This window comes from Devosia sp. Soil_C_22 (assembly GCF_057657195.1).
On record NZ_JBDGIY010000003.1, the window covers coordinates 39,756 to 63,503 of the forward strand.

Below are 23,748 nucleotides of genomic sequence, written 5' to 3' on the forward strand. Positions count from 1 at the left end.
ATGGTGACGCGTTCGCGTCTCCCCTCCCCCGAGCTGTCCATGCGCCCCCGCGACCTGCTGCTGTTCTCCGCCGTGTGCCTGATCTGGGCACTGAACCTCATCGTCAGCCGAGTGCTGTTCTCGAGCTTCGACGTGCCACCGATCTTTTATGCAGCGGCGCGCTTCCTCATCGTCGCCGTGGTGCTGTCGCCGCTGTTCCGGCCACTGCCCAGGCCGCTGCTGCCGATTATCGGCATCGGGCTGCTGATGGGGGCACTGCATTTCGGGCTGATGTTCCTGGGGCTGGCCAATGCCAGTTCTTCCAGCGTTTCGATCGTGTTGCAGATGGCGATCCCCATCACTGCGATCCTGTCCGTATTGCTGCTGGGCGAGGAGATCGGCCCGATGCGGCTGGTGGGCATCGCGCTGGCGCTGGGCGGGGTGATTCTCGTCATGTGGGATGGCGGGGCCAGCATCAGCATCGGGCTGGTCTTTGCCTTCATCTCGGCCGGCGCCATCGCGCTCGGCTCGGTGCTGCTCAAGCGCTATGGCGCGATCAAGCCGCTGACCATGCAGGCCTGGACCGCGGCCGCTTCGGCCGGACCGCTGCTCGCCTATTCGCTGCTGGTCGAAGGCGCGCCGGTGGAGGCGGCGTGGGCGGTGGGCTGGCCGTTCTTTGCCGCGCTGGCCTTCTCGGTCATCGTCGTGACGCTCCTGGCGACGACGCTCTATCTCGGGCTGCTGCAGCGCTATCCGGCGAGCCTCATCGCTCCGCTCGGGCTTATGGTGCCGCTGATGACCGTGGTGATGGGCGTGCTGCTGCTGGGCGAAAGCTTTGACATGCAGATGGCGATCGGCGGGGTGATCGCGCTGGTCGGGCTGCTGCTGGTGCTGCGGCAGCAGGCGCCCAAGGATGCGGAACTGCCGCGGGAGATGAGTTGAGGGGGGCTTGGTTGGTGCCTGCCATCGCCCCCCTCTCTGCTGCGACTAACTCGCTGACGCTCGTAAGTCTCGCGTCTCCCCCGCCAAGGGGGAGAGGGAGCGTTGCTGCAAGCGCTTATGCTGATGGAAGGCTTCTCCCCCTTGGCGGGGGAGAAAGCGAAAACTTGGGCTTAGCGCAGCTAAGTCCTTAGTTTTCGCAAAGAGAGGGGGTCGTGGAGGGCACGGTGCGTGCGGCTGCCCCCTCCACCAGCTTCGCTGGTCCCCCTCCCCCGCCCCGCGGGGGAGGATCCGCTGTGGCACGATCGTGCCTTACTCCGCCGCGATGGCCTTGGGCGCGTTCAGCGCCGCCAGTTCGCGGGCGCGGACGAGGCTCGCCGGCTGTTCGCGGCGGTAGCGGCGGCCGATTTCCATCATCAGGACGGTGTCGGGCAGGAACGTGAGCTCAGTGAAGATGCGGGTCCAGTCGATATCGCCCCAGCCGAGCGGCATGTGCAGGTCGCCGATGCCGAGCGCCGTGTTTTCCTGCGGGTGGAAAGCCTTGAAGAAGCCCTGCGGGCGGCCGAACGAGTCGTGCACATGCAGATGCCCGGTGACCGGCGCCATGGCGGCGATCTCGGCGAAGAAATCGAGGCCCTTGAAGGTGGACTCGATATAGGCGTGGCTGAAATCGATCAGCGCCACGACGTTGGGATGGTTTACCGCCTTGACGGTGGCCGCGACCTGCGCCGGGGTCTGGCGATACTGGCCGGGCTCGGTGGTGAAGATGTTCTCGAGCGCGAGGCGCACGCCGTGCGGACGGGCGAAATCGGCGACTTCGGTGAGGGCTTCGCGCTCGCGCAGGTCGGCGCCGGCCCAGTCGGCGATGGCGTCGGCGCGCAGGTTGCCCGAGTGGTGGACGAGGATGCCGGCGCCGATCGAGTTGCACACCTCGATCAGGGCCTTGGCAGCATCGACCTGGTAGCGCTGGGTGATCGGGTCCATGAAGTTGGACGAGACCAGCCCGTGCACGGTGTAGCGGAAATCGAACTGCCTGGTGAGCGCGAGCAGCGCTTCGTGGCGCTCGCGGATCACTTTGCCGCCGGCGACGAGATCGAGGCTGGTGATGCCGATTTCGACGGTGTCGACGCCCATGTCGGCAAGGGCGCGCATGTCGGCTTCAAGCGCGGCGAACTCGCCGTTGTCCGAACCGACATTGAAGCCGGTACCGATGATGTGGGTCATTTGAGGTGCTCCTGGGGTTGTATGGCGGCGTGAATGACTGCCCCTCACCCCGGCCCTCTCCCCAGCGGGGAGAGGGGGCGATGTGGCACTGTCCGTGCTATGTGCGTCCCCTCTCCCCGCTGGGGAGAGGGTCAGGGTGAGGGGCGGTTCGGCTAGTGCGTGATGCGGCGGCCGTCTTCCATCGAGAAGACGTGCAGGGCCCGGTCATCGACGCTGAGATGCACGGGAGTGCCAGTCTTGATCTCGGCGGTGTCGGTATCGAGCGCGACGATGCGGCTGCCATTGGCGTCGGCGTGGATGAGACGCGAGGCGCCCAGTTCCTCGACATAGTCGACCACCGCCGGGATGGCGCCCTGAGTTTCGGCGCCGGTGCGGCGCACCGCCTCGGGGCGTACGCCGAGCACGACGCGGCGGCCGGGCACGCGCACGCCGTTGAGCTGGTCGACGCGCAGCCGCCCGCCCTGGCCATGGACGAAATGGCCCTCGGCGTCGAACTCGCCTTCGAACAGGTTCATCGCCGGCGAGCCGATGAAATCGGCGACGAAGCGGCTGGCCGGATTGTTGTAGACCTCGGTCGGGCGGCCGATCTGCTCGACATTGCCGGCATTCATGATGATCAGCTTGTCGGCGAGCGTCATCGCCTCGGTCTGATCGTGCGTGACGAAGACCGAGGTGACGCCCAGGTCGCGATGCAGGCGCCGGACTTCGGCGCGCATGGCGACGCGGAGCTTGGCGTCGAGGTTGGAGAACGGCTCGTCGAACAGGAAGACCCTGGGCTCGCGCACCATGGCGCGGGCCATGGCGACGCGCTGGCGCTGGCCGCCCGAGAGCTCGGCCGGACGACGATCGAGGAAGGGTTCGAGCGACACGGACTTCGCTACCGCCAGCACGCGCGCCTCGCGCTCGGGCTTGGGGATCTTTGCGACCTTCAGCGAGTAGCCGATATTCTGGCGCACCGTCATGTGCGGGTAGAGCGCATAGTTCTGGAACACCATGGCGCAGCCGCGCTCGCGCGGCTCGAGCTGGTTGACCACCCGGCCGCCGATCGAGATCTCGCCGGCGGAAATCTCCTCGAGACCGGCGATCATCCGCAGCAGCGTGGACTTGCCGCAGCCCGACGGCCCGAGGATGACGACGAACTCGCCGGCCTCGATCTCGACGTCGACGCCGTGGATCACCTCGGTCTTCTGGTAGACCTTCTTCACGCCCTTGATGGAAATCTGGGACATCGGCTTAGCTCCGTTCACTTGTCACGGGAGATGAGGCCGCGCACGAACCAGCGCTGCATGAATGCAACGACCAGGAGCGGGGGCAGCATGATGATGAGGGCGCCCGCCATGGTGACGTTCCAGTCGGGCGTGCCGTTCTGCGCCGGGATGAGCGACTTGAGCTGCATCACCACGGTGCCGAAATTGGCGCGGTCGGTGGTGACCAGCAGCGGCCACAGATACTGGTTCCAGCTGGAGACGAACATGATGGTGGCGAGCGCCAGCATGTTGGTGCGGCTCAGCGGGATGAGCACGTCCCAGAAGAATTCGAGCGGGCTCGCGCCATCCATCTTGCTGGCTTCGACCAGTTCGTCCGGAATGGTCATGAAGAACTGCCGGTAGAGGAAGGTGCCGGTGGCCGTGGCCACCAGCGGCAGGATGAGGCCCGGATAGGAGTTGAGCAGGTTCCAGTTGAGCGACAGCTGCAGGCCGCTCACGGAGTTGACCAGCCAGCTGATGCCGAGCGTATCGAGGATGACCTGGAACGGCAGCAGCGCGTTGGCGGCGATGGCGTAGGTGGGCACGATACGCACTTCGAGCGGCAGCATCAGGGTGATGAAGATCAGCCAGAAGCAGAGCATCCGCGCCTTGAAGTTGAAGAACACGATGGCGAAGGCCGAGAGCGAGGCCAGCGTGATCTTGCCGACGGTGACGCCGATCGAGACGATGAAGCTGTTCAGCATCTTCGGCCCGAGGTCGGCGCGGGCCCAGGCGGCCTGCAGGTTCTCCCAAAGGTGCCCCGAGGGCATCAGGTTGAGCGGCACCTGGCTGACTTCCTGCAGCGACTGGCTGCCGGCGACGAAGGTGATCCAGAACGGGATCACCACCAGGAAGGCGCCGAACGCCATGGCGAGGTAGGTGACGAAATCGAAGAACGGCGAGCGCTCGATCATGGTGCGGGCCTCAATGGTAGTGGACGCGGCGTTCGACCCATTTGAACTGGACGAACGTGAGCCCGATGACGAGCAGCATGAGGACGATCGACTGGGCCGCGGCGCCCGAATAGTCGAGGCCTTTGAAGCCGTCGAAATAGATGCGGTAGACCATCACCTCGGTCTGCCCGATCGGCCCGCCTTCGGTCATGGTGTCGATCAACCCGAAGCTGTCGGTGAAGCTCGAGATGATGTTCATGATGAGCAGGAAGAAGGCGGTCGGCGCGATCAGCGGCAGCTGCAGGTCGATCATGCGACGGAACGGCCGCGCGCCATCCATGGCGCCCGCCTCTGAGATGGAGCGCGGGATCATCTGCAGCGCGGCGAGGAAGAAGATGAAGTTGTAGCCGATGCCGAGCCAGGCATGGCAGATCATCACCATGAGCAGCGCGTGCCAGCCCACGGTCGCAGGATCCCAGACGCCGGGCCAGAACTGGTTGAGCGAGCCGATAAGGCCGGACTCGGGCGCGAAGATGAAGCGGAACGCAACGCCGGCGGCGGGGGCTGCGATGGCATAGGGCCACACGTAGATCGACTGGAAGATCTTGGTGCCCTTGAGCGAACGATCAACGAAGGCCGCGAGGGTGAGCGCCACACTCATGGAGAGGCCTGTGGTGACGAGGGCGTAAAAGCCCGAGCGCAGCACGGTGGCCCAGTATTCGCGATCGCGGAAGATCGAAAGGAAATTGTCGAACCCGACCCAGGTGTTGCCGCCGCCCCAGGGCTGCTCGAGCGTGAAGGCCCAGTACAGCGCCTGCGTCGTCGGCCAGTAGAAGAAGACGAGAACGAGGATGAGCTGGGGCGCCAGCAGCAGCCAGGGCAGCACACCGTTCCTGTAGTAGGCGCGACGTTCCATGAGGGGCTTCCACACATAAGCGAGTAAGCACGGGCGGCCGCAGCCGCCCGTGCGAGGTCAGGCGCAGATCAGGGCAGGGTCTTGCCGGCGTAGGTCGCCTCGAAGCGACGCAGGATCTCGTTGCCGCGGGCATCGAACTCCTCGAGGGCCTGCTGCACCGGCACGTCGTTGAACAGCACCGACTGGATGGTCTTCACCATCTCGGCGCGGATCGAGGCATAGCCGCCCAGGCGGATGCCGCGGGTGTTCTCGCCGGCCGGCATGGTCAGCGACGCGATCGCCAGTTCGCGGCCCTTGTATGGGGCGGCATCGTAAAAGCCATCGGCGGTCATCGCCTCGAAGGCCGAGTTGAGGACCGGGATGTAGCCGGTGACGGTGGACCACCAGGTGGCCTGCTTCGGCGTGGCGAGGAAGTTGAAGAACGCGGCAGCGCCCTTGTATTCTTCAGCCGACTTGCCCTTCAGCGTCCAGAGCGAAGCGCCGCCCACGAAGGAGTTGTGGCGCTCGACGCCCTCCAGCATCGGCAGCATGGCATTGGTCCAGTGCACGCCTTCCTTGGCCTGCTTGCCGAAGGTGCCGTGATCGGCGATCGAGGACGAAGTGATCTGGCAGTTGCCGTTGACGAAGGCGTCGTTGGCGGTCTCGCCGGTGTCCTTCGACTTGTGAACGATCAGGCCCTCGTCATACATCGCCTTGATCCAGCTCAGCTGATCGACGAACTTGCCCTTCGACACGACCATCTCGGCGTTGAGGCCGCCATAGCCATTGCCGAGCGTGGCGATCGGCTGGTTGTGGATGGCCTCGAACTGCTCGAACCACTGCCAGGCGCCTGACGGATCGAACGCGATCGGGCAGTCATAGCCGGCTGCCTTCATCTTGCGGGCGACATCTTCGACCTGGGTCCAGGTCTCGGGCGTACCCTCGAAGCCGACCTTCGCCAGTGCGTCGGTGTTGTAGTAGATGACCGCCGTCGAGGAGTTGAACGGCATCGACAGCAGCTCGCCCTGCGAGGTCGAGTAATACGAACCCACGCCGGCGAAATAATCGGCCCAGTCGATGTCGTAGCCGTTCTCTTCCATGAGCTGGCGCACCGGGAGATAGGCCTCGGACAGCATCAGGTCGAGCGTGCCGGCGTCGAAGATCTGGGTGACGGTCGGCTGCTTGTTGGCGCGGAAGGCCGCGATCGTGTTCTGCAGGTTGTTGTCGTAGTTGTCCTGCGACACGCAGACGATCTCGTAGTCGGCCTGCGACTCGTTGAACGTCTTGCACATGTCCTGGATGCGCTCGCTGAGGTCGCCGGACAGGCCGTACCAGAACTCGAACTTGGTCTGGGCGAAAGCGGGGGAAGCGACGAACGTGAGCGCGGACGCCGTGAGGGCCGCGCCGAGCAGCCAGTTGGTTTTCATCGTCAAGGTCTCCAGGGATGAATTGCCGGTCGATTTCTCGAGCGGCGCACTCCTAGTGGGTCACCTTGACGGTTGGATTTCAGGTGGATGAAGGACGGATGACGGACGGGTGACGGTTATGTGTCAGCCCGTCACATTGGGCGAGGAAGTGTTGTGCGACAGGCTGTTGCCCGCGATGTAGGCACACCGGGGCAACGCCGAATAGGTGTGCATAACCTTCAGGCGGCCGCGCCCCGTAGGCAGGCGCGGGGCTTGCCGCTATGGTTGGCGCATCACATCTAAGGGACGCGATGTTCCTATCGGTTTTCGACGTCTTCAAGATCGGCATCGGTCCTTCGAGCTCGCACACGATGGGCCCGATGACGGCCGCCAACCGCTTTCTCGACGAAATCCGGACCGGCGACTGGCCGCGCCCGCGCGGCGCGCAGGTGGCGGCGCTGAAGGCGAGCTTGCATGGCTCGTTGGCCTTTACCGGCATCGGTCATGGCACCGGGCGGGCGGTGATTCTGGGGCTGAGCGGCTTTGCGCCGGACAGCGTCGATCCCGAACGGATGGATGCGATCGTCGCCCAGGTCGAGGCCGAAGGCATGGTGCGGCCCGAGGGGCATTCGGCGTACCGCTTCCGGCCGGAGCCCGACCTCGCCTACGACAGGAAGGAGCGACTGCCCGGCCACACCAACGGGCTGCAGTTCTTCGCCTACGACAAGGACTGCACACTGCTGTTGCGCCGCATCTACTACTCGATCGGCGGTGGCTTCGTGGTAAGCGAGGCCGAGCTCGGGCACGAACCGAAAGCCGAAGCGACGCCCGTCCCCTATCCGTTCGAGAACGCCGCCGAGATGCTGGCCATGGCGCGGGAGTCCGGCCTCTCGATCGCCAGGATGAAGCGCGCCAATGAAGAGGCGCGCATGGGGCGCAAGGCCGTCGATGCCGGGCTCGACCGGCTGTGGGCGGCCATGGAGGGCTGCATCACGCGTGGACTGCGTGGCGAGGGCGTGATGCCGGGTGGACTGAACGTGAACCGGCGGGCCAGGCCGATTCACGACCAGCTGGCGGCGCAGTGGCAGCGCAACGAGCTCGGCCCGCTCGCCGGCAATGACTGGCTCAGCGTCTACGCCATGGCGGTGAACGAGGAGAACGCGGCCGGCAGCCGCGTGGTGACGGCGCCGACCAACGGCGCGGCCGGGGTGATCCCCGCGGTGCTCAAGTATCACACGACCTTCAATCCGGGCGCTTCGTCCGAGACGATCCGCGACATGCTGCTGACCGCCGCGGCGATCGGCGGCATCATCAAGCACAATGCCTCGATCTCGGGCGCCGAGGTCGGCTGCCAGGGCGAGGTCGGCTCGGCTTCGGCGATGGCAGCGGCGGCGATCTGCGCGGCGATGGGCGGCACGCCGGCACAAGTAGAGAACGCCGCAGAGATCGCGCTGGAGCATCACCTGGGCATGACCTGCGACCCGGTGGCCGGGCTGGTGCAGATCCCCTGCATCGAGCGCAACGCCTTCGGCGCGGTGAAGGCGGTGACGGCGGCCTCACTCGCCATGAAGGGCGACGGCACGCACAAGGTGTCGCTGGATGTGTGCGTCGAGACCATGCGGCAGACCGGCCGCGACATGTCCGAGCGCTACAAGGAAACCAGCCAGGGCGGGCTGGCGGTGAACGTCGTCGCCTGCTAGGCCCAAGCGCCCACAGGAAGGCCCCCGCGTCAGGATGACGCTGCAGGCAGCGCATGGCAGGCCTGTTCCAATGTCGATTGTTCGGGTCGACAAACACCCCTATCTGTTGGCCATCGCGCTGGAGCACTGAATCCTCCTCCCTCGGTGTGACCCGCGATACCCGACGAAGACCGCTCTCCTCCTCCCTGCGGTTCAGTCACCCGGCCAAGGGCGTATCCTCCTCCCTCGCCCAAGGCCAAAACTTCAGGGCTCCATCTTCGGATGGAGCCCTTTTGCTTTTTGCGCCTGGCGCATGGGTGGCATGAGCCGGGTCCGGTTGCCGGGGATGGCGGCAGCACATATTTCGATCTGGCCTGACTATCCGACGAGGCGCCAATGCGCCCATCCGCAATCTCACCTCGGGTAGGCACGCTCCGGCCGAACGGCCGCACCGGCACAGGCACATTCCCTCCCGCATCGAGACGACATTGAAGGAGCACGCCATGCACGACACGGCAGGTCAGCTCACCACACCCGGAACCATCGAACAGTCCAGCGCGCCCAAGCAGCGCGAGGCGACAAAGCAGCCGACGAAGCGCCAGCCCCAGGACATCCACCCGAGCTTGAGGGCGCTGCCCGACTATCCGGAGTAAGCGTGGGGCACGGTTCACCTCTCCCTCTGGGGGAGAGGTCGGCGCGCAGCGCCGGGTGAGGAGGCCTTCTCTGAACGCCCGCGCGTGCTGCAAGGCCCCCTCACCCCGACCCTCTCCCCCAGAGGGAGAGGGGGCGTTGTGGACAGCCCAGTGACTCAGTCCTTGAACTAGTCCCTGCTCGCGCCGGGACCGGCAACTGCGCCCGCCGGCACCTTGCCGGCGATGATCATGGCCAGCACTTCGCGGCTCGCCGCCGAGACCCTGCGGCAGTTGGATCGGACGGCGATCGCGCCGCTGGCCGGTGGAGCATCGCGCACCAGCGCCGCCTGAGGCTCAGGCGACCGGTTCGAGCACGCTCCGGTCGCGCAGCACCATGCCGAAGCCGGGGGCCTCGGAGAGCTTGAGCTTGCCGTTCTGCGGCATCTGCTCGCCTTCGAACAGGTCGCCGAACACCGGCTGGATGGTCTTGCCGTCCGGGCTCGCCGCCACATACTCGCAGAAGGCCGGGCCGGTCTGGCTGGCGATGAACTGGTATGAGTATGGCCCGCTGCCATGCGGCACGACCGGGATATCGTAGGCCGAAGCGTGGGCGGCGATCTTGAGGAGCTCGGTGAGGCCGCCGACCCACATCACGTCCGGCTGGACGATGTCGAGCGTGCGTTCCTCGATCAGGCGGCGGAAGCCGTAGCGGGTGTACTCGTGCTCGCCGGTGGTCCACTTGAGATGGGGATGGGCCGCCTTGATGATGCGGAAGCCTTCGACGTCCTCGGGCGACAGCACCTCTTCCCACCAGTGGATGTTCAGCGGCTTGCACGCTTCGGCCAGCCGGATGGCATAGTCGACGCTGAGCGACATGTAGCAATCGACCATCAGCGGATAGTCGGGGCCGACGGACTCGCGATGACGGCGCAGGAACTCGACATTGGCGCGCAGGCCTTCCTCGCCGTCAAAATGGCTGTGCGGCAGCGGCACCTTGGCGCCCCAGAAGCCGAGCGCCTTGATGGCGGCGGGTTCGGGGGTGGTGCAATAGAAGGTGATCTCGTCGCGGGCGAGGCCGCCGATCAGGTTATAGACCGGCTCGTTGCGCACCTTGCCGAGAAGGTCCCACAGCGCCAGGTCGACACAGCTGATCGCCATGATCGGCAGGCCCTTGCGGCCATAGGGCAGCGAGCTCCGATAGAGCTGGTCCCACAGCATGTTGGTCTTGCGCGCATCCTCGCCGATGAGGAAGCGGCGGAAATGGTGATGGATCATCCACGCCGCGGGCGCGCCGCCCGAGCCGGTGGCGACGCCGACCTTACCGTCCTCGGTCTCGATCTCGACGACGATGGCACCGAGCACGCCAATGCCCCAGCTCGAGCGCTTCTCGCGATACCGCGCATAGCCCGACATCGGGTTGGAGATCAGGGTATCGACCAGCCAGTGGTTGCTGGCGCCCGGCTTGAAATAGGTGCCTGCCTTGTCCGACGGCTTCACCGTGTAGGTGCGGACATCCTTGATCCGAAATGCGGTGCTCACGGCAGGAAGAACACGCGCTTGAGCGGCACCTGCACCGGCACATTGTCCGGGTGGGTCTCCATGATGTCGGCCATGTGCTTCCACCACCGCTTCATGATTTCGGTGTCGGGCAGCTTGTCCATGGTGTGGTCGTCGGTGCGGGTCAGGATGCCGAACAGGTGGTTCGATTCCGGATCGAGCCAGATGGTGTAGTCGGACACGCCGGCATCCTTCAGCGCCTGGGCGAGTTCGGGGAAGATCTCGTCGTGCCGCTTCTCGTATTCGGCGGCTTGGCCGGGAAAGAGGTTCATGCGGAAGGCGATGCGTTCAGCCATTGGTCGGTCCCTGTGATCGCTTGGCGATGGCCATGAAGGTGGTGTCGCGGACATGCTCGAGATGGGCGCGATAGGCGGCGACGGCGGTGGGTGCGTCGGCGTTGAGGATCGCCTCGGCGATCTCGACATGCTGGCCGTTGCTCTTTTGGATGACGCCCGGCACTTCGCTGGCGGTGCGGCGCACATCGAGCCCGAGGTCGTAGAGCACCTGCGCCAGCGCCGTGAGCAGCGCGTTGCCGGCACCATCGTTGATGGCCTGGTGATACTCGATATCGAGCAGGCGGAAGGCGACCGGATCGTGTTCGAAGGCGCGCCCGTCGACGGCGAGCTTGTGGATGCGCTGGCGCTGCTCCGGCGAGGCGCGCTCGCAACAGAGCCGCACCAGTTCGAGATCGACCACGCTGCGTGTTTCGAACTGCTGGTGCACATCGTAGTCGGCGACGGCCAGCACCGAGTTGAACGGGGCGACCAGCCGGCTCGGCGACAGGTCGGTGACGGTGTAGCGCCCGCCCTGCCGGCTCGCGAGGACGCCCATCAGCGTCAGCGCCTTCAGCGCTTCGCGCAGCGGCGGGCGGGAGATGCCGAAGGCGATGGTCATCTGCTGCTCGGTGGGCAGACGATCGCCGGGCTTGAGATTGCCCGACTTGATCATCCCCATGATGCGGTTGGCCACCTGCTCGGCGATCGGCCGCCGCTCGAGCGTGCCGCCGCCGAAGCCGCCGGCCGCCTCGTCGGCGGCGAACCCGGTGTCGAGCTGTTCTGTGGCGGCCTTGCTCACGCGGACTCCTGACGATCAGTCACCGCGCTCTCGAACCGGAAAAGTCTGCAACTTTTCCTGAGAGCGCTCTTACAGCTCCAGGCGATAGAACTTGATGGCGTTGTCGCGATAGATCTTCCGGGTCTCGGTTTCGCTGAGCCCGAGATCGGCAAAGGCATTGTCGAGCACCTCGACCCACTGCGTCATGTTGGTGGCCTGCAGCAGGATCGGGTAGTCGCCGGCATAGATGGTGCGATCCGGTCCGAAAGTTTCGAGCACCGTCTCGATATAGGGGCGCAGATCGGCCTCGGTCCAGTTCTGCTTGTCGGCGCAGGCCGGCAGATCGGAGAGTTTCACCCACATATTCGGGTGCTTCGCCAGATCGGCCATGTCCTCGCGGAACTGCGCGATGGCGCCGGCGCGGATGCCGGGCTTGCCGCAGTGATCAAGGATCATCGGCACGTCGTGGATGAGCTTCACCCATTCGCGGATGAAGTGCATCTGCGTGTAGTTGGGGTTGATGTCGAAGGACCAGCCGAACTCGGAAAGCAGGTTCGTGCCCTCGATGAAGCCTTCGCTCATCGTGAAGGCCTGCGGGTCCTTATCGAACTCCATGATGCGGCGGATGCCGCGCACGCTCGGGTGCTCGTCGCGCATCTGCTCGAGCATCGGGCGGACGGCCCTGCCCCGCTCGAGCGGGGCCATCGGGATGATCGCCTTGATGCGCGGATCGCGGCGCTGCTCGTCTTCGACGAACTCGATCTCCTCGATATACTGGCCGCCGTCGGCATCGAAATCGGCGTAGCATTCGAGGAAGACCATGGCCTCGACCTGCAGATCACCACAGTCGCGGGCGTAATCCTCGACATGGTAGGGGTGGCCGAACAGCGGGTTGCCCTCAAACGCAGAATAGCGGAGGCGCGTCTGATCCCAGACGTGCAGATGCGTGTCGATGACGGGAAAATTCGGCATGTCCTATCCCTCTCGCAGGCCCGTCTCTAGGTGGCGGGTTCCCCTGCGTAGCGTCAGGAATGGGCAGGTCGCAAGAACTTGTCAAACTAATTTTTGTCTGACAAGTTGCACGGCAGAACGAGAGCGGGGAGCACTCCGCCGTCTTGCTTTGGGAGGAGCTGTTCGCTGTGACCGTCACCGTTTCCACGCGCCGCCGTGTCGCCAAGACCAGCCTCGAACTCCCCGTCTTCGGCCTCGGCACGGCGCATCTGGGCGAGCTTTACGGCAAGGTCGATGAAGCCGATTCCCGCGCCACCATGGATGCGGCCTGGGCGGCCGGCGTTCGCTACTACGACACCGCGCCCTGGTATGGCCGGGGCCTCAGCGAGCACCGGCTCGGCGGGTTCCTGCGCACCAAGCCGCGCGAGGAGTTCGCCGTCACCACCAAGGTCGGCCGCACCCTGCACCGTCCGGCCGACCCCAAAACATTCGACCACGGCCCGTGGAAGGGCGGCCTGAACTTCGAGGTGAAGTTCGACTATTCCTATGACGGCATCATGCGCTCCTACGAGCAGGCGCTGCAGCGCCTCGCGCTCGATACCGTCGATGCGCTGGTGATCCACGATCTCGACGTCGCCTATCACGGCCCCGAGATGCAGGCGGGGCACGAAAAGGCGCTGGTCGCAACCGGCATGAAGGCGCTCGAGGAGCTTAAGCGTACCGGGCATATCCGGGCCTACGGCATGGGCATCAACACCAACGAGGCGCTTGAGACGACGGCGACGATGGTCGACCTCGATTTCTGCCTCGTCGCCATGCCCTATACCCTGCTGGATCAGGAGAGCCTGACGCGTGGCATGCAGACCTGCCTCGACCGCGGCGTTTCGGTGATCATCGGCGCGCCGTTCGCTTCGGGCATCCTCGTCACCGGCTCGGCCGGGCCGGCGCACTATGCCTATGGCAAGGCGCCGCCGGAAGTGCAGGCGCGGGTGCGCGGCATCGAGGCGGTGTGCAAGGCGCACAACGTGGCGCTGCCGACCGCCGCGCTGCAATTCGTGCTGGCGCATCCGGCCGTGGTGTCGGTGATCCCCGGCGCCGCCAAGCCGAGCGAGGTCGAGGCCAACGTCAAGGCGCTGGCCCTGCAAATCCCGGCCGGCTTCTGGGCCGACCTCAAGGCGCAGAAGCTGATCCATCCCGACGCGCCGGTGCCCGCATGAGCGACGCCGTCGCCCCTGTATTGATCGCGGCGCGCGGCATCTCGAAATCCTTCGCCGGCGTCGAGGTGCTGCGCGATGTCGATCTCGACCTGTTGAAGGGCGAGATCCACGCGCTGCTGGGCGAGAACGGCGCGGGCAAATCGACCTTTGCCAAGATCCTCGCCGGCGTGCACCGGCCGACGCTCGGCACGCTGGCGCTGAACGGCCAGCCGGTGGAAGTGCCCAACCCGGTGGCGGCACAGAAGCTCGGCATCACCCTGATCCACCAGGAGCCGATCTCCTTCCCCGACCTGTCGGTGGCTGAAAATCTCGTCCTCGGGCGCTCCGAGGATGGCTGGTTTTCGAACGTGCCATGGGCGGAGATGACGCGCGAGGCGCGCCGCTACATGGATCTGCTCGGGGTGCGCATCGACGTGACCCGGCCGATGCGCGGACTGTCGATCGCCGACCAGCAGATGGTCGAGATCGCCCGGGCGCTGGCCTCGGACAGCCGACTGATCATCATGGACGAGCCGACCGCGCCGCTGACCCCGCGCGAGGTCGAGACCCTGTTCGGTATTGCCCGCCGCCTGCGCGACGAGGGCCGCACCATCGTCTTCATCTCGCACCGGCTCGAGGAAGTGCGCGCGCTCTGCGACCGCGTCACCATTTTCCGCGACGGCAACAAGATCGCCACCGACACGATCGGCAACTTGTCGGACGCCGACATCATCCGGCTGATGATCGGCCGTCCGCTCAAGGAATACATGCACAAGCAGAACGCCTCGATCGGCGAGGTGGCGCTGGAAGTCGAGGGGCTAACCCTGCCCGGCGTGTTCAACGACATCAGCTTTGCCGTGCGGCGTGGCGAGATCGTCGGACTCGGCGGCCTGGTCGGCGCCGGCCGGACCGACGTGGCGCGGGCCATATTTGGTGTCGAACCAGCCGCGTCTGGTGCGGTGAAAGTCCATGGTAAGTCCGTGAACATCCGCCAGCCGGACGACGCGATTGCGCTCGGGCTCGCCTTCGTGCCGGAGGACCGGGCCGTGGCCGGGATCTTCCGTACGCTGCCGGTCGAGCAGAACATCACCGCCGCCATTCCGGGCAAGATCGCGCCGACGGGGATTATCCGTCGGGCCGTTGAAAAGGCGCTGGCGCTCGACTCGGTGCAAAAGCTCCGCATCCGACTCGCCTCGATCAACCAGCCGATCGGCGAGCTGTCGGGCGGCAACCAGCAGAAGGCGATTCTCGCCCGCTGGCTGCTGGCCGACCCATCCATCCTGATCCTCGACGAGCCGACGCGCGGCATCGATATCGGTGTGAAGGCCGAGTTCTACGACATGATCGGCGAGCTCGCCGCGCAGGGTAAAGCCATCCTGCTGATCTCGTCGGAACTGCCCGAATTGCTGGCGCTGTGCGACCGCATCCTCGTCATGGCCGAGGGCCGGCTCACCGCCGAGATCCCGCGCGCCGAGGCGAGCCAGGAAAAGATCATGAGCGCCGCCGTGCCGCGTACCCAGCGTACGGGAGTGGCGGCATGAACGCGCTGCGCTCGATCCTGCTGAAGCGCGAGACCGGCATCGCCGTGATGATCGTGCTGTTCTGCCTTGCGGTGAGCCTCTACAAGCCGCAATTCGCCACGCTGAACAACCTGCGCGTCATCCTGCTGCTGACGCCGCTGGTGATGATTGCCGCCATGGGCCAGATGCTGGTGCTGGTGGCGCGCCATGTCGACCTGTCGATGGGCTCGATCCTGGGGCTCAGCGCCATGATCACCGGCATGATGTTCCGCGATATCCCGGAAATCCCGTGGGGCCTCGGCTTCGTCGTCGCCATCGGTGTCGGCACGCTGCTCGGGCTGGTCAACGGCGCGCTGGTGACCATCTTCCGGCTGCCAGCCATCATCGTCACGCTGGGGACGCTCAACCTCTATCGCGGGCTGACCTTCATCGTCTCCAACGCCCGGCAGGTGGATCGCCAGTACATCCCCACCGAACTCAAGGCGATGAGCCAGACGTCGCCGATCCTCGGCATACCGTGGATCATCTTCATGGCCTTCGGTATCGCCATCCTGACCTACTGGTTCGCCATGCATACCCGCGTCGGCCGGCAGATCTTCGCGCTCGGCTCCAACCCGGTGGCGGCGCCGCTGCGCGGCATCAAGGTGACGCAGGTGACGCTGCTGGTCTTCGCCATCGCCGGCGCACTCTCCGGGCTGGCCGGCATCATGTATGCGAGCCGCTGGGGCTTCGTGAACCCGTCCAATACCGGCTTCGGCTTCGAGTTCCAGGTGATCGCCGCGGTGGTAATCGGCGGCGTCTCGATCAATGGCGGCGTCGGCTCGGTGCTGGGCGTGGTGCTCGGCGTGCTGCTGATGGGCTGCGTTGCCGCCGCCCTGCCCCTGCTCGGCATCCCCGGCACGGCGCAGAGCGCCATCTATGGCGCGGTGATCCTCGTCGCGCTGCTGATCGACCGCTCGGTGCGCCAGCAGGGCATTGTCAGCCTGAAGCGGGTGCAGGCATGAGCGCGGCCGAAACCACTCCGCAGAACATTGCGGGCCGCGAGAGCGCGCCGCCGCGGCCGCTCTGGCACCAGATCCTCGTCCGCCCCGAGACGATGACGCTCGTGCTGCTGATCCTCGGCATCGTGGTGGCGAACCAGATCTCGCCGTTCTTCCTCGACATCAACTACATCCTCCGCAGCTTCACGCTCTCGGCCGAGTTCGCCATCGTCGCGCTCGTGCTGACCATGGTGATCATCGCCGGCGAGATCGACCTGTCGCCGGCCGCCAACATGGCGCTGTCGGCGTGCCTGTTCGCCTGGGCCCAGGCGAGCGGCGTGCCGATGCCGCTGGCAATCGGCGTCGGGCTGCTGTCCGGGCTCGTCATGGGGGCGATCAACGCCTTCATGGTGATCCGCCTTCAGCTGCCCTCGATCATCGTCACCATCGGCACGCTGACGCTCTATCGCGGGCTGGCGCAGGTGATTGCCGGCGACAAGTCGATCCGCGTGCCCGAGTGGTTCATCGGCATCGACCGCGCCATGATCCTCGGCATTCCGGTTCCAGTGGTGATCTTCACACTCTGCGCGCTGGTGCTCGGGCTGGTGCTGGCCGGGACCATCTTCGGCCGCCAGATCTACCAGATCGGCACCAACGAGATCGCGGCCCGCCATGCCGGCATCCGGACTCGGCGCATCAAGCTGATCCTGTTCCTGCTTGTCGGGGTGGTGTCGGCGGTGGCCGGCATGATGACCGCCAGCCGGCTCGGCTCGGTGCGCTACGACCTCGGGCTCGGCGGCGAGCTGCAGATGGTGCTGATGGCCATGCTCGGCGGCACCTACATTTTCGGCGGCCGCGGCACCATTCTCGGCACCTTTCTCGCGGCCTGGCTGCTGGTGGTCGTCTCGACCGGCATGACCGTCGCCAACTGGCTGCCCGCCATCCAGCTGACGGTGCTGGGCATCCTGCTCATCATCGCCATCATCGCCACCAATTTCATCTATTCCCGCACCCAGAGGTAGCGGGGGACTATCGCCGGCACGACCGGCAAACAGGAGGAACGCATGCTGAAGACAACTCTGGCCGGGCTCGCCCTCGGCCTCACCCTCGCCACCTCCGCGCTGGCGCAGGATCCGCTGTCGATGGTCTATATCGGCAAGAACACCGGCAACCCGTATTTCGACTCGATCAACGGCGGCTTCGTCGACGCCTGCAAGGAGCTCGGCTGCGAGTATGAATTCGTGGCCCCGGCGACCGCCGAAGCCACCTCGCAGATCCCGTTCATCGAAGCGCAGATCCAGCGCGGCGTCGACGTGATCGCCATTGCCCCGAACAGCCCCGACGCCCTCAACCAGGTGCTCGACTCGGCCCGCGCCGCCGGCATCCTGGTGCTGACCGTGAACGGCGACCTGACCGGCAACGAGACGCACCGCGACGCCACCATCCTGCCGGTCAATTTCGACATCGTCGGCAAGGACCAGGTCGAGATGGTCGGCTCGCTGATCAACTACGAAGGCGAGATCGCCATCCTCTCGGCCACCACCGAGGCTCCCGACCAGAACAAGTGGATCGTGGGCATGAACGAGACGCTGGCCAACGACGCCAAATACGCCAACATGAAGCTCGTCGCGACCGTCTACGGCGACGACCAGCCCGAGAAGTCGACGGCCGAAATGGAAGCGCTGCTCGCCAACTACCCCAACCTCAAGGGCGTGATCGCGCCGACGACGGTTGGCGTGGCGGCCGCCGCGCAGGTGGTGCAGAGCCGCGGCATTGCCGAGCAGGTGAAGGTCACCGGCCTCGGCCTGCCGAGCGAAATGCGCGACTTCGTCAAGGATGGCACCGTCACCGCCTTCCAGCTCTGGTCGCCGTATAACGAGGGCTGGCTGGCTGCCCACTTCGCCAAGGGCGTCAAGGAAGGCACGATCAAGAACGAAGTCGGCGCCACCTTCGAGGTGCCAAACCTCGGCACCATCACCATCAACGATCTCAACTCGATCAACACCCAGGCCGAGCTGACCACGTTCAACGCCGAGAATATCGACGACTTCAACTTCTGATGCATGGGGCGCCGGGGCATGGTTCCGGCGCCCGCCCTGACCACGGTGTCATCCCGGCGCAGGCCGGGATTCATCCTGAGATGCCTCTCCTGCCTGAGATGGTGGAAGACCTCAGGATGGGCCCCGGCCTTCGCCGGGGTGACCCGGTGGTGGGGATGAAAACCGAGCACGCTATTTCTACCGCCATGCCGGTGATGAGGGGCTCACAATAGACTGGTGTTGGGCGCCGGATCGAAAGGTCCGGCGCCTCGCTTTTTGGGGAGTGTCGACGGGTCGGCCGCCGCGCCCCCTCTCCCCCAGGGGAGAGGGTTGGGGTGAGGGGGCCTTGCCGCAGACTCGGAGCGGGAGGAAGGCCCCCTCACCCGGCCCTTTGGGCCGACCTCTCCCCCTAGGGAGAGGTGGTGCGCCGCCGCCGGGTTTCGGGCTCTAGTCGTCCTTGCCCGCCACGGCCGCCTCGTAGGCCTCGAGCACCGCACCGAGCGTGCCGCGCACGTGGGCGGCGCCGATCTTGCCGGCGGCGTCGGGGTCGCGGCGGCGGAAGGCGTCGAGCAGGGCGTGGTGCTCGGAGCGGACGCGTTCGGCGAAAGCGGCATCGCGGCCGCGGCGGTTCATCAGGCCTTCGCTGAGGCCATAGTAGCGCGGGATCAGCGCCGCCGCTTCCATGTTGCCGCCATGCGTGTTGATGAAGCGGTGGAACTCGTGGTTGGCCCCGTCGATCTGGGCCCAGTCCATGGCGTCGATGGCGGCGTCATGTGCCAGTTGCAGCGCTTCCAGCTTCTTGAACGAGGACAGCGAGGCTTCCTCGGCGAACTGCCGGGCCATGAACGATTCCAGCGCCTCGCCGATCTCGTGCGCATGGATCAGCCGCGTGCGGTCGAGCAGGCGGACGCGCGCGCCGTGGTTGGGGATGAGCTCGACCAGCCCCTCGCCCTCGAGCTGCTGCAGGGCCTCGCGCACCGGCTGCACGGACACCCCGAAGCGCTCGGCGATCGCCGTCATGCGTAGCCGGCCACCGAGCGGGATTTCGCCGTTGATGATCTCGGCGCGCAACAGCCCGGTGACCCGCTGGTAGGCGGTCTCCACCTTGGTATCCGGTCCTGCCCCGCGCTTGCGACGCATGGTTGCGACGACGTCCCCGGCCATGGTTCCTCCCAAAATGTCGCATCGTATACGATGTTGACAGATTTGATACGATCTAGCATGGTCGTATATGTGACCAGTAGCCGACCGGTCCAGCGGAAATCCAACAAAAACGCTGCGTCAGTCGGTGGCACGGAATTCTACCGGCAATGCCCGCGCAGCAGCCTCCCCAGGCCGCCGGCGAAGCTTTGTCGCCCGCCTGAACCGGACGAGCCTGCCTCGTCCAAAATCCGCATACCGGGAGGATCATTGTGATCAAGAAGCTTTTGGTGGCCGCAGCCTTCGGGCTCACGGCCAGTGTCGCCGCATTGCCGGTGATGGCGCAGCAGACCACCCTCGACTTTGCCTCGTGGCAGCTCGAGGAACCGGGCAACGCCGACTGGTGGAAGGCCGTGATCGCGGCCTTCGAGGCCGAGAACCCCGACATCAAGATCAACCAGACCTACATTCCCTTCGCCGACTACCTGACCCAGCTGACCATCCGCTTCGCCTCGAACCGGGCGCCGGCGCTGATGCAGATCTCGGAGCAGAACTACGGCGCCTATGCCGCGCAGGGCTGGCTGGCGGGGCTCGACGAGCACATCAAGGGCACCGACATCGAGACCGGCTGGGCCGCGGCCCAGAAGGACCTAACCTGGGACGGTGAGACGCGCGGCGTGCTCGTTTCCAACGCTGCCCTCGTGCTGTTCTACAACTCCAAGCTGCTCGAGGATGCCGGCGTCGCCGTGCCGACCAGCTTCGAGGAATACCAGGCCGCGGTGGCGGCGATGACCAAGCCTGACCAGGGCATCTTCGGTCTGTCGGCCGTGACCACCGACCACCCGACGGTGGCCGAGGACATGCAGCGCTACATCGGCTATGCCGGCACGTCCGTGATCAAGGACAACGCCTACAACCTCACCTCGCCCGAAGTCGTGGCGGCGGTCGAGACCTACCGCAACGTCGTGAGCAAGAACGCCCCGCTCGGCAACAACTCCGCCGTGGCCCGCCAGCTTTTCGTCGACGGCCGCACCGCCTTCCTGGTCGACGGCCCGTGGGTCTGGACCTGGCTCGAGGGCGCATCGCCCGAGAACCGGCCCAACCTGCACATGGTGAAGACCCCGTGGGATCCCTCGCAGGCTCCGGGCGGCGTGTCGCTGCACATCGCCGAGGGCCTCGACGAGGCAACCGAAGCCGCCGCATGGAAGTTCATCGAGGTGGCCTCCCGTCCCGAGTGGCAGCGTGAGTACCTGATCATGACCGGCCAGCCGTCCGGCCGAGCTTCGTCGGTGCTGACCGAAGCCGACGTCGCCGAGAAGCCGCACCTGCAGGTGATCGCGGACGCCGCGGCTGTCGGCGTGCCGCTGTTCCCCACGCACCAGGCCATCCGCGCCTACTTCAACGAGTACTCGGCCATCATGCGCGCCGCCGCGTTGAAGGTGCTGACCACCGAGACTCCGGTGGCCGACATCATGGCCGAGACCCAGGCCGAACTCGAGCGCGCCGTTCCTCTGAACTGACACGCGCTCCCGGGCGCGGCGATCCCTCCCTTTCGCCGCGCCCGTTTCCCTGCTTTTTGATCCTCATCAGGAGAGGCCGATGACGAACGCGTCCTCGCTAGGCGCCGCCGGCAACAAGCTGCGGCTGTTCGACATCAACTACCATCGCCGGCAGACGCTGCTGTCCTTCGCGCTGCTTATCCCCGCCGCCGCGGCGGTGCTGCTCCTGATCGTCTATCCGCTCTACCAGGTCGTCGAGATCTCTTTCCGCGACGGCCGCCTGATGAATTTCGCCCGCATGGGCGAGCTGCCGCTGGGCCTCGGCAACTATGCCCGCGTGCTGGGCGATCCGACCTTCTGGCGCGCCACGCTGAACTCGACGCTTTATGTCGGCGGCAGCGTCGGCGGCGCCTTCCTGATCGGGCTCGGCACGGCGCTGCTGCTGAACAAGCAGTTGCCGGGCAACCGCATCCTGCGCACGCTCGTGCTGGTGCCCTGGGCCGTGCCGGGGGTCATCGTCGCCATCATGTTCCTGTGGATCCTCGACGGCTCGTTCGGCGTGTTCAACTCGATTCTGCGCTCGACCGGCCTGCTGTCGGGCGAGATGCCGTGGTTCGTCGATGCCCGCACCGCCATGGTGGCGGTGATCGTGCCGACCATCTGGAAGACCTATCCGCTCATCACGCTGACCCTGCTCGCGGCGCTGCAATCGATCCCCAAGGAGCTCTACGAAGCCTCCAATGTCGACGGCGCGACCAAGCTGCAGCAGTTCGGCTACATCACCTGGCCGGGCATCCAGGGCGCCTCCTTCCTCGTCATCATGATCTCGGCGCTCGGCGTGTTCCGCGATGTCGACATCGTCTTCGCCACCACGCATGGCGGACCGGCCGGCGCGACCGAGACGCTGGCGCTCTATGTCTACAAGGAAGCCTTCCACTATTTTCGCATGGGCACCGCAACCGCGGTGGGTACTCTGATGATCCTGGCCGCCTTCCTGATCGCAGCGACGATGGCCACCCTGTCGCGAAATTCGAAGTTCTGAGGGAGAACGACGAATGCAGCTCTCCGACAAAAAGCCGCTCACGCCCGCCCGCGTCCTCGCCTTCCTCGTCCTCGCCGGCTTCGCCCTGGTAACGGTGTTCCCGTTCTACTGGATGGTGATGACGGCGGTGATGCCGACCGACACCATCCTGTCGCGCACGCCCGCGTTGCTGCCCGACCTGACGCGCATCGACGTCTCGGCCTTTGCCGAGATCTTCGACGGACGGCCGTTCCTGACCTGGATCATCAACAGCCTGATCGTCGCCTTCGCCTCGACCTTCCTCAGCCTGTTCGTGTCGACGCTGGCCGGCTACTCTCTGTCGCGCTTTTCGAGCCCGCCGCAGCAGGCCCTGGGCGGCGCGCTGCTGATCAGCAAGCTGATCCCGGCGAGCCTGATCCTCATCCCGCTGTTCATCATCTACACCAATATCGGCCTGTTCAACTCGCTGTGGGGGCTCGTCGCCGCCAACATGACGATCGGCGTGCCGCTCGCCACCTGGCTGATGAAGGGCTTTTTCGACCGCATTCCGCGCGAACTGGAACAGGCCGCCATGATCGACGGCGCCAACCAGTTGCAGGCCTTGTGGCTGGTCGTGCTGCCCCTGGCCAAGCCCGGCATGGCCGCCTCCACCGTCTACCTGGTGCTGACCAGCTGGAGCGAGTTCATCTTCGCCCGCACCCTGGTCGACAAGCCGGACGTGCAGGTGCTGACTGTCGGCATGCAGAGCTTTGTCGGCGAGCAGATGGTCGACTGGTCGATGCTGATGGCCGCCGGCACCATCTCGGTTCTCCCGGCAATCGTCCTCTTCGTCTTCCTCGAGCCGTTCCTCGTCTCGGGCATGACCAAGGGCGCGCTCGCCGGCACCTGATCCAAACCCACTGATCCAGACACAAGGGCAACAAAGCGATGGATCGCACCAGTTTTCGCGGCATCTTCGTCATCGTGACGACGCCGTTCACCGACGACTTCAGGCTGGATGAGGCGGCCCTGGAGCGGACCATGGACTTCTGCCTCGCGGCCGGCGTCCACGGTGTCGTCGCCAATGCGCTGGCCAGCGAGGGCTTCTATCTCAACGAGACCGAGCGCAAGCGGGCGGCCGAGATCATCGTCGGCAAGGCCAGGGGCAAGGTGCCGGCCATCGTCGCGGTGTCGGCCCCGCACTACCACCTCGCCATCGACTATGTGCGCCATGCCGAGAGCATCGGGGCCGACGCTGTGATGTCGCTGCCGCCCAGCCTCCATGCCTCGACGCCCGCCGACATCAAGGCGCACTACAAGGCCATCGGCGCGGCGACCAAGCTGCCGCTGGTGATCCAGAACGTCTCCGGCCAGGGCCTCTCGGCGCTGAGCGCGCCGCTGATTGCCGAACTGGTGCACGAGATTCCGAACGCCCGCTTCGTCAAGGAAGAGTCGGGTTATCCGGCCCAGACCGTGGGCGAGATCATTCGCCTGTGCGGTGACAAGGTCGAGGGCGTGATGGGCGGCAAGGCCGGCAAGACCCTGATGGAGGAAGTCCGCCACGGCGTGGCCGGCACGATGCCGGCCTGCGAGATCGCCGACGTGCATGTGGCGCTGTGGAACGCCATCGAAGCCAAGGACGAGGCGCGTGCGCGAGAAATCTTCACCCGGCTGCTGCCGCTGCTCGACATGGAGAGCAATTACGGCATGCCGCTGATGAAGGAAGTGCTGAAGATGCGCGGCGTGATCGGCTCGAACGCGGTGCGCCAGTCCGGTTTCCGCGCGCTCGACGACAACGCCCGGGCCGAGGCGGCCGCCATCATGGACGGGCTGACCGACCTGATGCTGCCCGAATACGCGCACCGGCGCTGACGCAGAATTTCGGCGGCGCGAGCCGCCACCCCTGTTCAGTTTTGAGA

Annotated in this window: 22 protein-coding genes; 12 read left to right on the forward strand and 10 right to left on the reverse strand. The window is 65.8% G+C overall.

What is annotated here, in order from left to right:
- Positions 1–39: 39 nt before the first annotated feature.
- On the forward strand, positions 40–921 hold the full coding sequence (locus AC3A6I_RS20440) for a DMT family transporter (protein ID WP_487545724.1): 882 nt from the start codon (positions 40–42) through the stop codon (positions 919–921).
- Between the two features lie 309 nt (positions 922–1,230).
- Here the strand turns inward: AC3A6I_RS20440 and AC3A6I_RS20445 are convergent, their stop codons facing one another.
- The 5 genes from AC3A6I_RS20445 to AC3A6I_RS20465 all read right to left on the reverse strand — a co-directional run bounded on the left by AC3A6I_RS20445 (position 1,231) and on the right by AC3A6I_RS20465 (position 6,604).
- Positions 1,231–2,142 carry a TIM barrel protein gene (locus tag AC3A6I_RS20445; RefSeq protein WP_487545725.1) on the reverse strand — a complete coding sequence of 304 codons (912 nt, stop codon included), beginning with the start codon at positions 2,140–2,142 and terminating at the stop codon, positions 1,231–1,233.
- A gap of 152 nt (positions 2,143–2,294) precedes the next feature.
- Positions 2,295–3,371, reverse strand: coding sequence for an ABC transporter ATP-binding protein (locus AC3A6I_RS20450; protein WP_487545726.1), 1,077 nt, complete (start codon positions 3,369–3,371; stop codon positions 2,295–2,297).
- Between the two features lie 14 nt (positions 3,372–3,385).
- Positions 3,386–4,303: an ABC transporter permease subunit gene (locus AC3A6I_RS20455; protein ID WP_487545727.1), complete on the reverse strand. Its 918-nt coding sequence runs from the start codon at positions 4,301–4,303 to the stop codon at positions 3,386–3,388.
- A gap of 10 nt (positions 4,304–4,313) precedes the next feature.
- On the reverse strand, positions 4,314–5,198 hold the full coding sequence (locus tag AC3A6I_RS20460) for an ABC transporter permease subunit (RefSeq protein ID WP_487545728.1): 885 nt from the start codon (positions 5,196–5,198) through the stop codon (positions 4,314–4,316).
- A gap of 68 nt (positions 5,199–5,266) precedes the next feature.
- Entirely contained in the window at positions 5,267–6,604 is a 1,338-nt protein-coding gene (locus AC3A6I_RS20465; RefSeq protein ID WP_487545729.1) for an extracellular solute-binding protein, read from the reverse strand.
- Positions 6,605–6,894: 290 nt separating this feature from the next.
- Between AC3A6I_RS20465 and AC3A6I_RS20470 the strand changes: the two genes are divergently transcribed.
- Both AC3A6I_RS20470 and AC3A6I_RS20475 read left to right on the forward strand, forming a co-directional pair.
- Positions 6,895–8,283, forward strand: a complete 1,389-nt coding sequence (locus AC3A6I_RS20470; RefSeq protein WP_487545730.1) for an L-serine ammonia-lyase — start codon at positions 6,895–6,897, stop codon at positions 8,281–8,283.
- A 482-nt stretch (positions 8,284–8,765) separates the two neighbouring features.
- On the forward strand, positions 8,766–8,915 hold the full coding sequence (locus AC3A6I_RS20475) for a hypothetical protein (protein WP_487545731.1): 150 nt from the start codon (positions 8,766–8,768) through the stop codon (positions 8,913–8,915).
- A gap of 333 nt (positions 8,916–9,248) precedes the next feature.
- Here the strand turns inward: AC3A6I_RS20475 and rhmD are convergent, their stop codons facing one another.
- The 4 genes from rhmD to AC3A6I_RS20495 all read right to left on the reverse strand — a co-directional run bounded on the left by rhmD (position 9,249) and on the right by AC3A6I_RS20495 (position 12,476).
- Positions 9,249–10,433, reverse strand: coding sequence for an L-rhamnonate dehydratase (gene rhmD, locus AC3A6I_RS20480; RefSeq protein WP_487545732.1), 1,185 nt, complete (start codon positions 10,431–10,433; stop codon positions 9,249–9,251).
- The gene (gene rhaM, locus AC3A6I_RS20485) at positions 10,430–10,747 is read right to left on the reverse strand and encodes an L-rhamnose mutarotase (protein ID WP_487545733.1); all 318 of its coding nucleotides are present in this window, start codon (positions 10,745–10,747) and stop codon (positions 10,430–10,432) included. The genes rhmD and rhaM overlap by 4 nt, the downstream gene beginning before the upstream one ends.
- Entirely contained in the window at positions 10,740–11,525 is a 786-nt protein-coding gene (locus AC3A6I_RS20490; protein ID WP_487545734.1) for a FadR/GntR family transcriptional regulator, read from the reverse strand. Before AC3A6I_RS20490 ends, rhaM begins: the two co-directional genes overlap by 8 nt.
- Positions 11,526–11,594: 69 nt before the next feature.
- Positions 11,595–12,476 (reverse strand): amidohydrolase family protein, encoded by an 882-nt coding sequence (locus tag AC3A6I_RS20495; protein ID WP_487545735.1) that lies wholly within the window; start codon positions 12,474–12,476, stop codon positions 11,595–11,597.
- A 167-nt stretch (positions 12,477–12,643) separates the two neighbouring features.
- Between AC3A6I_RS20495 and AC3A6I_RS20500 the strand changes: the two genes are divergently transcribed.
- Genes AC3A6I_RS20500 through AC3A6I_RS20520 form a run of 5 tightly spaced genes read left to right on the forward strand, consistent with a single transcriptional unit; the run spans position 12,644 to position 18,211 of the window.
- Entirely contained in the window at positions 12,644–13,672 is a 1,029-nt protein-coding gene (locus AC3A6I_RS20500; protein ID WP_487545736.1) for an aldo/keto reductase, read from the forward strand.
- A complete protein-coding gene (locus AC3A6I_RS20505) occupies positions 13,669–15,192 on the forward strand; it encodes a sugar ABC transporter ATP-binding protein (RefSeq protein WP_487545737.1) in 1,524 nt (507 codons plus the stop codon). Before AC3A6I_RS20500 ends, AC3A6I_RS20505 begins: the two co-directional genes overlap by 4 nt.
- Complete coding sequence (locus AC3A6I_RS20510) at positions 15,189–16,175, forward strand: ABC transporter permease (RefSeq protein ID WP_487545738.1); 987 nt, start codon at positions 15,189–15,191, stop codon at positions 16,173–16,175. The genes AC3A6I_RS20505 and AC3A6I_RS20510 overlap by 4 nt, the downstream gene beginning before the upstream one ends.
- A complete protein-coding gene (locus AC3A6I_RS20515; protein ID WP_487545739.1) occupies positions 16,172–17,173 on the forward strand; it encodes an ABC transporter permease in 1,002 nt (333 codons plus the stop codon). The genes AC3A6I_RS20510 and AC3A6I_RS20515 overlap by 4 nt, the downstream gene beginning before the upstream one ends.
- A 42-nt stretch (positions 17,174–17,215) precedes the next feature.
- A complete protein-coding gene (locus tag AC3A6I_RS20520; protein ID WP_487545740.1) occupies positions 17,216–18,211 on the forward strand; it encodes a substrate-binding domain-containing protein in 996 nt (331 codons plus the stop codon).
- A 426-nt stretch (positions 18,212–18,637) separates the two neighbouring features.
- Here AC3A6I_RS20520 and AC3A6I_RS20525 read toward each other — a convergent pair whose 3' ends face one another.
- Positions 18,638–19,354: a GntR family transcriptional regulator gene (locus AC3A6I_RS20525; RefSeq protein ID WP_487545741.1), complete on the reverse strand. Its 717-nt coding sequence runs from the start codon at positions 19,352–19,354 to the stop codon at positions 18,638–18,640.
- A 248-nt stretch (positions 19,355–19,602) separates the two neighbouring features.
- Between AC3A6I_RS20525 and AC3A6I_RS20530 the strand changes: the two genes are divergently transcribed.
- The 4 genes from AC3A6I_RS20530 (at position 19,603) to AC3A6I_RS20545 (ending at position 23,701) form a co-directional block, all read left to right on the forward strand.
- Positions 19,603–20,850 carry an ABC transporter substrate-binding protein gene (locus AC3A6I_RS20530; protein ID WP_487545742.1) on the forward strand — a complete coding sequence of 416 codons (1,248 nt, stop codon included), beginning with the start codon at positions 19,603–19,605 and terminating at the stop codon, positions 20,848–20,850.
- Positions 20,851–20,929: 79 nt separating this feature from the next.
- A complete protein-coding gene (locus AC3A6I_RS20535) occupies positions 20,930–21,871 on the forward strand; it encodes a carbohydrate ABC transporter permease (protein ID WP_487545743.1) in 942 nt (313 codons plus the stop codon).
- A gap of 13 nt (positions 21,872–21,884) precedes the next feature.
- Positions 21,885–22,739 (forward strand): carbohydrate ABC transporter permease, encoded by an 855-nt coding sequence (locus AC3A6I_RS20540; protein ID WP_487545744.1) that lies wholly within the window; start codon positions 21,885–21,887, stop codon positions 22,737–22,739.
- A gap of 38 nt (positions 22,740–22,777) precedes the next feature.
- Positions 22,778–23,701, forward strand: coding sequence for a dihydrodipicolinate synthase family protein (locus AC3A6I_RS20545; RefSeq protein WP_487545745.1), 924 nt, complete (start codon positions 22,778–22,780; stop codon positions 23,699–23,701).
- The last annotated feature ends 47 nt before the right edge of the window (positions 23,702–23,748 follow it).

What these genes read in the sequence shown, in the direction of transcription:
- AC3A6I_RS20440 (WP_487545724.1), top strand. Translation starts at nt 40, where the DNA reads ATGCGCCCCCGCGACCTGCTGCTGTTCTCCGCCGTGTGCCTGATCTGG.
- AC3A6I_RS20445 (WP_487545725.1), bottom strand. Translation starts at nt 2,142, where the DNA reads ATGACCCACATCATCGGTACCGGCTTCAATGTCGGTTCGGACAACGGC.
- AC3A6I_RS20450 (WP_487545726.1), bottom strand. Translation starts at nt 3,371, where the DNA reads ATGTCCCAGATTTCCATCAAGGGCGTGAAGAAGGTCTACCAGAAGACC.
- AC3A6I_RS20455 (WP_487545727.1), bottom strand. Translation starts at nt 4,303, where the DNA reads ATGATCGAGCGCTCGCCGTTCTTCGATTTCGTCACCTACCTCGCCATG.
- AC3A6I_RS20460 (WP_487545728.1), bottom strand. Translation starts at nt 5,198, where the DNA reads ATGGAACGTCGCGCCTACTACAGGAACGGTGTGCTGCCCTGGCTGCTG.
- AC3A6I_RS20465 (WP_487545729.1), bottom strand. Translation starts at nt 6,604, where the DNA reads ATGAAAACCAACTGGCTGCTCGGCGCGGCCCTCACGGCGTCCGCGCTC.
- AC3A6I_RS20470 (WP_487545730.1), top strand. Translation starts at nt 6,895, where the DNA reads ATGTTCCTATCGGTTTTCGACGTCTTCAAGATCGGCATCGGTCCTTCG.
- AC3A6I_RS20475 (WP_487545731.1), top strand. Translation starts at nt 8,766, where the DNA reads ATGCACGACACGGCAGGTCAGCTCACCACACCCGGAACCATCGAACAG.
- rhaM (WP_487545733.1), bottom strand. Translation starts at nt 10,747, where the DNA reads ATGGCTGAACGCATCGCCTTCCGCATGAACCTCTTTCCCGGCCAAGCC.
- AC3A6I_RS20495 (WP_487545735.1), bottom strand. Translation starts at nt 12,476, where the DNA reads ATGCCGAATTTTCCCGTCATCGACACGCATCTGCACGTCTGGGATCAG.
- AC3A6I_RS20505 (WP_487545737.1), top strand. Translation starts at nt 13,669, where the DNA reads ATGAGCGACGCCGTCGCCCCTGTATTGATCGCGGCGCGCGGCATCTCG.
- AC3A6I_RS20510 (WP_487545738.1), top strand. Translation starts at nt 15,189, where the DNA reads ATGAACGCGCTGCGCTCGATCCTGCTGAAGCGCGAGACCGGCATCGCC.
- AC3A6I_RS20515 (WP_487545739.1), top strand. Translation starts at nt 16,172, where the DNA reads ATGAGCGCGGCCGAAACCACTCCGCAGAACATTGCGGGCCGCGAGAGC.
- AC3A6I_RS20520 (WP_487545740.1), top strand. Translation starts at nt 17,216, where the DNA reads ATGCTGAAGACAACTCTGGCCGGGCTCGCCCTCGGCCTCACCCTCGCC.
- AC3A6I_RS20525 (WP_487545741.1), bottom strand. Translation starts at nt 19,354, where the DNA reads ATGGCCGGGGACGTCGTCGCAACCATGCGTCGCAAGCGCGGGGCAGGA.
- AC3A6I_RS20535 (WP_487545743.1), top strand. Translation starts at nt 20,930, where the DNA reads ATGACGAACGCGTCCTCGCTAGGCGCCGCCGGCAACAAGCTGCGGCTG.
- AC3A6I_RS20540 (WP_487545744.1), top strand. Translation starts at nt 21,885, where the DNA reads ATGCAGCTCTCCGACAAAAAGCCGCTCACGCCCGCCCGCGTCCTCGCC.
- AC3A6I_RS20545 (WP_487545745.1), top strand. Translation starts at nt 22,778, where the DNA reads ATGGATCGCACCAGTTTTCGCGGCATCTTCGTCATCGTGACGACGCCG.